This is a genomic window from Mycobacterium sp. (assembly GCF_040509115.1).
GTDB lineage: Bacteria > Actinomycetota > Actinomycetes > Mycobacteriales > Mycobacteriaceae > Mycobacterium.
In genome coordinates this window covers 1-7,789 of sequence record NZ_JBEVLO010000541.1, presented here as the reverse complement: position 1 = coordinate 7,789, position 7,789 = coordinate 1, and the positions used below count along the sequence as shown (strand labels likewise).

Genomic DNA, 7,789 nt, shown 5'->3' with positions numbered 1-7,789 from the left:
GGCCGCGCTGTCCTTGGTACCAGCAAAGGGTCGCCAGGTCACGTGAAGATGTCGAAACCCGGGTCCTGGGAGTCTGCCGGATGATCGTCTAGAGGCTGATGGCCATCGTCGAGCTGGTTGTCCAACTGATGGTCCACCGGCGCCTCGGCGAACGGCACGTCGTCGAACATCGGCGCGTCCGAGTCGGACGGATCCGCCGTGGTGGTCACCGAGGGGACGAGGCCGTCGTCGAAGTCGTCGATGATGACCGAAGATCCGGGTTGGTCGATGACTCCCGCCACGGTGGGCACGTGATCTGCGATGACGTCAGCGCCCTGGATCGGTAGGTGGTCGTCGAACGCGTCGAACGCGGCCGTTGCCGCACCGCTGGCCCACACGTTTCCGCCGGGGTCGTCGAAGGAGTCGAGCACTCCAGGAGCGCCGCCCGACGGCATCACCGAGGACAGGGACTCCGCTACGACCGGGATCAGGTTGTTGACGTCGGCGCTCGTCACGTCGGTGAGGTTGGCGTCGGCGATGGCCTGCGCGGGGTTGGCCGCGTAGTGCGCGGCAGCGTCGGGGTCGCGAACCACCGACATGACGAAGTCGAGCAGTGAGTTCGCCATGTCACCTCCTTTACTGGTCTGGGGCGCCACCCGACTCTCGTCGGCTCGGTGCGGTTCGAGGGAAATGCTATCGACGGATCGGCACCAACGGATCGGTGCTGGGACCACCCCTGCCCGACCGCCGTTAGGGGACCGCGCATTAGGGGCTCGCCGACGTTAGGGGGATTGCGACCCGCGCCGCGGGAGGCCCGCTATGGTGAGGGCTGTTTCTCCGATCCGGCAGGGGTGCCCTTGATGAGCGAACCACTGGGATTGTCCGTCGGCACCACCAACCTGGTGGCAGCCCGTGTCGGCACCGCGCCGGTCACGCGTCGCTCGGTGCTCACGCTGTTCGACGACCGCGAACCCGAAGTCGGCACGGTGCCCGGCCCCAGCCAACCAGGGCTGGCGCTCACGGGATTCGTCGAACGCGTCGGCGACCCCGTCCCCCTCGTCGCCTCGGACGGCTCGTCGCACCGCGGCGAGGTCGTGCTCGTCGAGGCGCTCGACGCGTTGGCCCGCACGGTCGGCGGCGGCGCCCCCATCACCGTCGCCTTTCCTTCGCATTGGGGCCCCGGAGTGGTCGGCGCGCTGCGGAACGCACTGCGCAGCAAGCCGAGCCTTTCTCCCGACGGCGCTCCAGCGACGTTGATCCCGGACTCGAGCGCCGCGTTGGCCGGGCTACGGACGGCGCCAGGACTGCCGGCGGACGGCGTCGTCCTGCTCTGCGACCTCGGCGCGGCGGGCACCAGCATCACGCTCGCCGACGCGCGCGCGGACCTGATCCCCATCGGCGACACCGTCAGGTATTCGGAGTTCTCGGGCGACCTCGTCGACCAGGCGCTGCTCAACCACGTCGTCACCGGTATCGCCGAGGCACGGTCGTCGGACCCCGCGAGCACGGCCGCGGTCGGATCGCTGACCCGCCTGCGCGACCAGTGCCGCGACGCCAAGGAACGATTGTCGGCCGACACCGCGGCCGTCGTGCAGGCTGAGCTGCCCGGCTACTCCTCCGACGTGCGGGTGACGCGAGCGGAACTGGAACACGTCATCGAGGCGCCGCTGAACGGTTTGCTGTCGACGATCGCGGAAATGTTGCAGCGCTTCCGGATTCCGCTGACGAGCATCTCCGCGGTGGCCACCGTGGGCGGTGGTGCGGCGATTCCGTTGGTCACGCAACGCCTTTCGGAGCAGCTGCGCGCTCCCGTCGTCACGACGCCACTGCCGATGTTGGCGGTCGCCGCGGGCGCAGCGGTGGTCGCGGCGCACGATTCCGGCGACGACGCACAGACGGGCATGGCGCCCACCGGCCTCGCCCCGGTTGCGGACACCCCGACGGGCTTGGCACCGACGATGGGTTGGGCCGCGAGCCCTCCGCCTGCGGGCCCACCCCCGAACGACGGTTCCTCGGGCGCCCTGGCCTGGTCGCAGGACGACGAGCCGACGGGGGAACCCGTGCCGTACACGGGTGGCGACTACCGCACGGACTACGGCACGACCGATGCGCGTCCTGAGCTGGCGTTCGCCCACGAGGAGGAAGACGACCTTCCCGATCCGGAGCCCCTAGCCTGGTACAAGCGACCGCCGATCCTCTTCGGCGCGGCCGCGGCCGCCGCCCTTCTGGCCGTCGGTGGTCTTGCCGTCACGTTGACCAGCACCACGGGTGACAGCGGCTCGGTGACGGAAACCGCGACCAGCTACTCGCCGGGACAGTCCAGCAGCGAGGCGCCGCCGCCAGAGCCGTCGACGCAGACCATCACGTTGCCGAACGGGGACACCAGCACCACGGTGGTGCCGCCGCCGCCCGTGACGACGACGCAGCCCACCAGTACCACCACGACGACGTCGCCGACCACCACCACGACGACCACGACCACCACGACCACCACGACGACGACCACCACGACGACGCCAACAACCACCACCACCACGACGCCGCCCGTCACCACGACACAACCGCCCATCACCACGACACAGCCGCCCATCACCACGACGCAGCCGCCGATCACTCCGACCACGGTGCAACCACCACCGGAAACCCCGACGGTTCCGGTGATCGCCCCGGTGGTGCCAGAGGAAGGGTGAGCGCCGCCAGCACCCACTCAGCCGTCGCAGCCCTGGCCGCCGCGCCACGGGAGCCGGTCCGGCTGATGGTGACCGGTGGCGTCGGCACTGGCAAGACCTCCGTGCTCACCGAGGTGCGAAAGGCATTGCGCGAGTCGGGAATTCCCGTGATCGCCCGAGCTCCGCGGGACGGTGACCCACCCGATGCCGCCGTCGTGATCGACGACGCTCACCTCCTGGACGACCAAGAGTTGGGGCGGTTGGCGACGCTCGTCGCCGCGGCCGACACCACGGTCGTGATCGCCGCCGAGCCGCTGGTCCACCACGATGCCCTCACGACGCTGCGGACGGCGATGTCGCGGGAGGCGCCCGTGCTGGCGATGGAGCCGCTCGCCGGCGCCGACGTGCTCCGCATCGCGACCGGCACCCTCGGCTCACCACCCCACCCGGATCTACTCAAAGCCATCGTGACGACGACGGCGGGGCTACCGTTTCTGGTCCAGCCGGCCGTCGCGGCCCTCGCCGCGGCCGACGCGGATAGGCCCGCCGATGCGGTCGTGGCGGAGGCGACCCTGGTGGCGCTCATCGAGCGGTTGCAGACGGTCGACGAGCCGGTCCTCGACGCCCTGCTGCTGTGCTCGCTCAGCAACGAGCTGGGACCCGACGACGTCGCCGCCGCGCTGGCGGTTGATCAGGACGTCGCGCAGCGACTGGTCGACCGGGCCCGGGCCAGCGGCCTGATCGCGCCGTCGCACAGCCCCTCGTTCACCGCGACGGTTCATCAGGGCGTGGCGCAGATCGTCGGTGCTGCCCGCCACCATCACGTCGAGACCGCGCTGCTGCGTACGCAAGTCGAGAAGTCGACGCTGTCGACGAACCTTGCGCTCCGACTCGCCGATCACGGCGTGCGCGATGCCCTGCTCGCCGACGCGTTGACCGAGCTGGCCGCGCGGAGTCAGGGTCGGCCCGCGGCGACCGCACGGCTCTATCGCGCAGCGGCCGCGGTGGGAGCCAACGAGCTCGACGCCAGGCTCGCCGATGCGCTGGCGCTGACCGGTGACTGCGCCACGGCGGGCAGGCTCGCCGACGAGCTGCTCGGGTCGGCAGACGCCGCCGAGCGGGCCGCGGCGGTGCGGGTCGCGGCCAGCGTCGCCATGCACGACGGCCGCGCCGGGCAGGCGGCCGAACTGTTCGGCTGGCTCGGGCCGAGTGCCGATGCCGTCGTTGGCGCGGCGGGTGTCGTCGCGACGTTGGGCGTCGGTGACGTCGCCTCCGCTCGCGCCGCCCTGGACCTCGACGCATCGGGGCCACCGACCTCCCTGGCCCGCGCCGCCCGCGGGCTCGCCGAGGGACTGCTGCTGACGCTCGACTCCCCGTATGCCGCCGCCGTCTCCCGGCTGGCGCAGTCGGTGACGGAGGGTGCCAGGACCGTCGTCGTCCCCGACACTCCCGCCGCCCTACTGACGTTGGTCGCGCTTCACGGCGGTGACTCGGTGCGCGCCCGCACCGTGATCGGACGAGCAGTGCGGTCGGTGGGAGAAGACGAGGGTTTCGGTGATGGTTTCGCAGCCCACCGACACCGCCTGCTTCTCGGGTGGGCACGAATGCTGGACGGGCAGCTGACCGCGGCGCAGGCGGACGTGGATTCGACCGCACTCGCGGAACTGCATCGGCGCGATGCGCTGTGGGCGGCCGCGCTGAACACGGCCATCGCGCGGCGCACCGGCGACAGCGGCGCGATGCAGAAGCACTGGTACGGAGCACTTGAAGTCCTCACCGAGTACGCCATGGACGTGTACTCGCTGCTCCCGCTGGGCGAGTTGTGGGTGGCGGCGGCACGCATGCGCCAGGTGGACCTTGTCGCGCCTGCGGTGGGTGATGCCCTCAAACTGCTTGACACGCTTGGCCATCCGGTGTTGTGGTCGGTACCGCTGCACTGGTCCGGCGTCCACGCAGGCATCCTGGCGAACTCGCCGGAGTCGGTGGCTCCGCACGGTCAGGCGCTGACCGCCGCCGCAGCCGACAGTGCATTCGCGCGGGCGTTGGCCAACGCGGGCCGCACCTGGCTGCGGGTGCTGGCCAACCACGTCGACGTCGGCGAGGTCACCGCGGCCGCGCGCTCGCTGACCCAATTCGGGCTCACCTGGGACGCGACGCGGTTGGCCAGCCAGGCCGCCCTCCAAACCCCCGACGGCCGGGTCTCCGGGGCGATGCTGCAGCTGGCGCGCGACCTGAAGCTGACGGCGTCCGGCGGTGAGGACTCCGCGACGTCACCGGGGGCGGCGTCGCCAGAAGCCTCCTCGGCGGCGCCCCATCACGGCGGGTCGGCACCGACGTCGTCGCGCTTGTCGGAGCGGGAACGTGAGGTCGCTCAGCTGCTCCTGCAGGGGCTGCCCTACCGGGACATCGGCAGTCAGCTCTTCATCTCGGCGAAGACCGTCGAACATCACGTCGCGCGGATCCGCCGCAGGCTGGGCGCCGAGTCACGCTCGGAGCTGATTTCGATGCTGCGGGCGATCCTCGGCCCGCCCAGCTGAGTGACAAGCACCACAGCAACGCCTCCAGCAGGCCCGGCGCCGACGGGCTGGCTGCCCGGGCTCGCCGGCCTCCACAATGACCACAACCTCGACTTCGGCGCATGGGATGGCGATCTGCGACGTGGATTCGGGCGATGTCGAATGCGGTGAGAACCGAGGCGACCAACCGGTGAGTTAGGACTACCTTCGTAGCGTCGCCAAACGCCTGGATGCCACTATGAGCTGGCATCTAGCGTAAGTTACCAGCCAGTAACCAGACACCTTACTGATCGGTAGCTTGAACCCGGGAGGCAGAAGTCGTGGGAACCTTGGAGTGGGTCCGACTAGGGCTCGGCCTGGCGTTGACCGCCGTCGTACTGGGTTTTGCCGCCAAACGCGTGATGTTCCTCGTCCACCTCATCAGTTCGGGGCAACCCACCATCGACGAGGGCGCCCGCAAGGACGACCTCAAGAAGCGCATCACCACGCAGTTCACCGAGGTCTTCGGGCAAACCCGACTGCTGAAGTGGTCCATTCCCGGCATCGCCCACTTCTTCACCATGTGGGGCTTCTTCGTACTGGCCAGCGTCTACCTCGAGGCCTACGGCGTGCTGTTCAACCCCGAGTTCCACATTCCGTTCGTCGGGCGCTGGGACGCGCTGGGCTTCCTGCAGGACTTCTTCGCGCTCGCCGTGCTGCTGGGCATCGTGGCCTTCTCCATCATCCGACTGCGTTCGGAGCCAAAGGAATACGGCCGCGACTCCCGCTTCTACGGATCGCACACGGGCGGCGCCTGGCTCATCCTCTTCATGATCTTCAACGTCGTCTGGACGTACGCGCTGTTCCGTGGCGCCGCCGTCAACAGCCTCGGCGAGGCCTTCCCCTACGGCTGGGGTGCATTCCTGTCCCACGGCGTCGGCGCGGCGCTGGCCCCGCTGGGCCAACCCGCCAACCACGTCATCGAGACCGTGGCGCTGCTGCTGCACATCGGCGTCATGCTCGTCTTCCTTCTGATCGTGTTGCACTCCAAGCACCTACACATCGGCCTAGCGCCGGTCAACGTCACGTTCAAGCGTCTGCCCAACGGCCTCGGCCCACTGCTGCCGATGGAGTACGACCGCTCCTACATCGACTTCGAGGACCCCGCCGAGGATGCGGTGCTCGGCCGCGGCAAGATCGAGGACTTCACCTGGAAGGGCTACCTCGACTTCACCACGTGCACCGAGTGCGGCCGCTGTCAGTCACAGTGCCCGGCGTGGAACACCGGAAAGCCGTTGTCTCCCAAGCTCGTCATCATGAACCTGCGCGACCACCTGTTCGCCAAGGCGCCCTACATCCTCGGCACCCAGGAGACCCCCGCGGAGAACACCGCGGAGGGCGGGGCCACCGAGACCCTGGTCGAGGACGCCGACCACCAGGAGCACCACCACGTCCCCGAGTCCGGCTTCGAGCGCATCATGGGATCCGGCCCCGAGCAGGCCACCCGCCCGCTCGTCGGCACCCTCGAGCAGGGCGGCGTCATCGACCCCGACGTTCTGTGGTCCTGCACCAACTGCGGCGCGTGCGTCGAGCAGTGCCCGGTGGACATCGAGCACATCGACCACATCGTCGACATGCGCCGCTACCAGGTGATGGTCGAGTCCGAGTTCCCCGGGGAGCTCAACGGACTCTTCAAGAACCTCGAGCGCAGCGGCAACCCCTGGGGCACCAGCTCCAAGGAGCGCACCAAGTGGATCGACGAGGTCGACTTCGACGTGCCCGTCTACGGCGAGGACGTCGACTCCTTCGACGGGTTCGAGTACCTGTTCTGGGTCGGCTGCGCGGGCGCGCTGGAGGACCGTGCCAAGAAGACCACCAAGGCCGTCGCCGAGCTGCTGGCGACCGCGGGCGTGAAGTTCCTCGTTCTTGGTTCCGGCGAGACCTGCACCGGTGACTCGGCGCGGCGCTCGGGCAACGAGTTCCTGTTCCAGCAGTTGGCGGCCGAGAACGTCGCGACCATCAACGAACTGTTCGAGGGCGTCGAGACCGTCGACCGCAAGATCATCGCGACCTGCCCGCACTGCTTCAACACGATCGGTCGCGAGTACCCGCAGCTCGGGACCAACTACACCGTGCTGCACCACACCCAACTGCTGAACCGCCTCATCCGCGACAAGAAACTGGTTCCCGTCAGCCCGGTCAGCCAGGACGTGACCTACCACGACCCGTGCTTCCTCGGCCGCCACAACAAGGAGTACTCGGCCCCCCGTGAGCTGATCGGCGCCTCCGGCGCGACGCTCACCGAGATGCCCCGCCACGCCGACCGCGGCCTGTGCTGCGGTGCCGGTGGCGCCCGGATGTGGATGGAAGAGCACATCGGCAAGCGCGTCAATCACGAACGCGCCGAGGAGGCGCTGAACACCAACGCGTCGAAGATCGCGACGGGGTGCCCATTCTGCCGCGTGATGATGACCGACGGGGTCGGCGACCGCGCCGAGGAGATGGGCAAGGAGGCCGAGGTCCTCGACGTCGCGCAGCTGCTGCTCGCCGCGCTCGACAAGGACGCCGTCACGCTGCCCGCCAAGGGTGCGGCCGCCGAGGCTGCCGCCGCCCGCACCGCGGAACGCGAGAAGGAGCACGCCAGCA

4 protein-coding genes are annotated in these 7,789 nt (G+C 69.4%); 3 read left to right on the top strand and 1 reads right to left on the bottom strand.

The genetic code is table 11. The annotated features are described in order from the left end of the window. Nucleotides 1-38: 38 nt before the first annotated feature. Nucleotides 39-605: an Rv0340 family IniB-related protein gene (locus ABW137_RS36255; RefSeq protein WP_526407875.1), complete on the bottom strand. Its 567-nt coding sequence runs from the start codon at nt 603-605 to the stop codon at nt 39-41. A 234-nt stretch (nt 606-839) separates the two neighbouring features. On the opposite strand from ABW137_RS36255, the gene ABW137_RS36250 reads away from it, so the two are divergent. The 3 genes from ABW137_RS36250 to ABW137_RS36240 form a co-directional block, all read left to right on the top strand. Then, entirely contained in the window at nt 840-2,669 is a 1,830-nt protein-coding gene (locus ABW137_RS36250) for an Hsp70 family protein (protein WP_526407873.1), read from the top strand. Beyond that, nucleotides 2,666-5,185, top strand: a complete 2,520-nt coding sequence (gene iniR / locus ABW137_RS36245) for an isoniazid response ATPase/transcriptional regulator IniR (protein ID WP_526407871.1) — start codon at nt 2,666-2,668, stop codon at nt 5,183-5,185. The genes ABW137_RS36250 and iniR overlap by 4 nt, the downstream gene beginning before the upstream one ends. A gap of 299 nt (nt 5,186-5,484) precedes the next feature. After that, the coding region (locus ABW137_RS36240) for a (Fe-S)-binding protein (protein ID WP_526407870.1) at nt 5,485-7,789 on the top strand (2,305 nt) is incomplete at its 3' end.

Excerpts from the sequence above, each read along its gene's own strand:
- ABW137_RS36255 (WP_526407875.1), bottom strand. The coding sequence starts at position 605 with ATGGCGAACTCACTGCTCGACTTCGTCATGTCGGTGGTTCGCGACCCC.
- ABW137_RS36250 (WP_526407873.1), top strand. The coding sequence starts at position 840 with ATGAGCGAACCACTGGGATTGTCCGTCGGCACCACCAACCTGGTGGCA.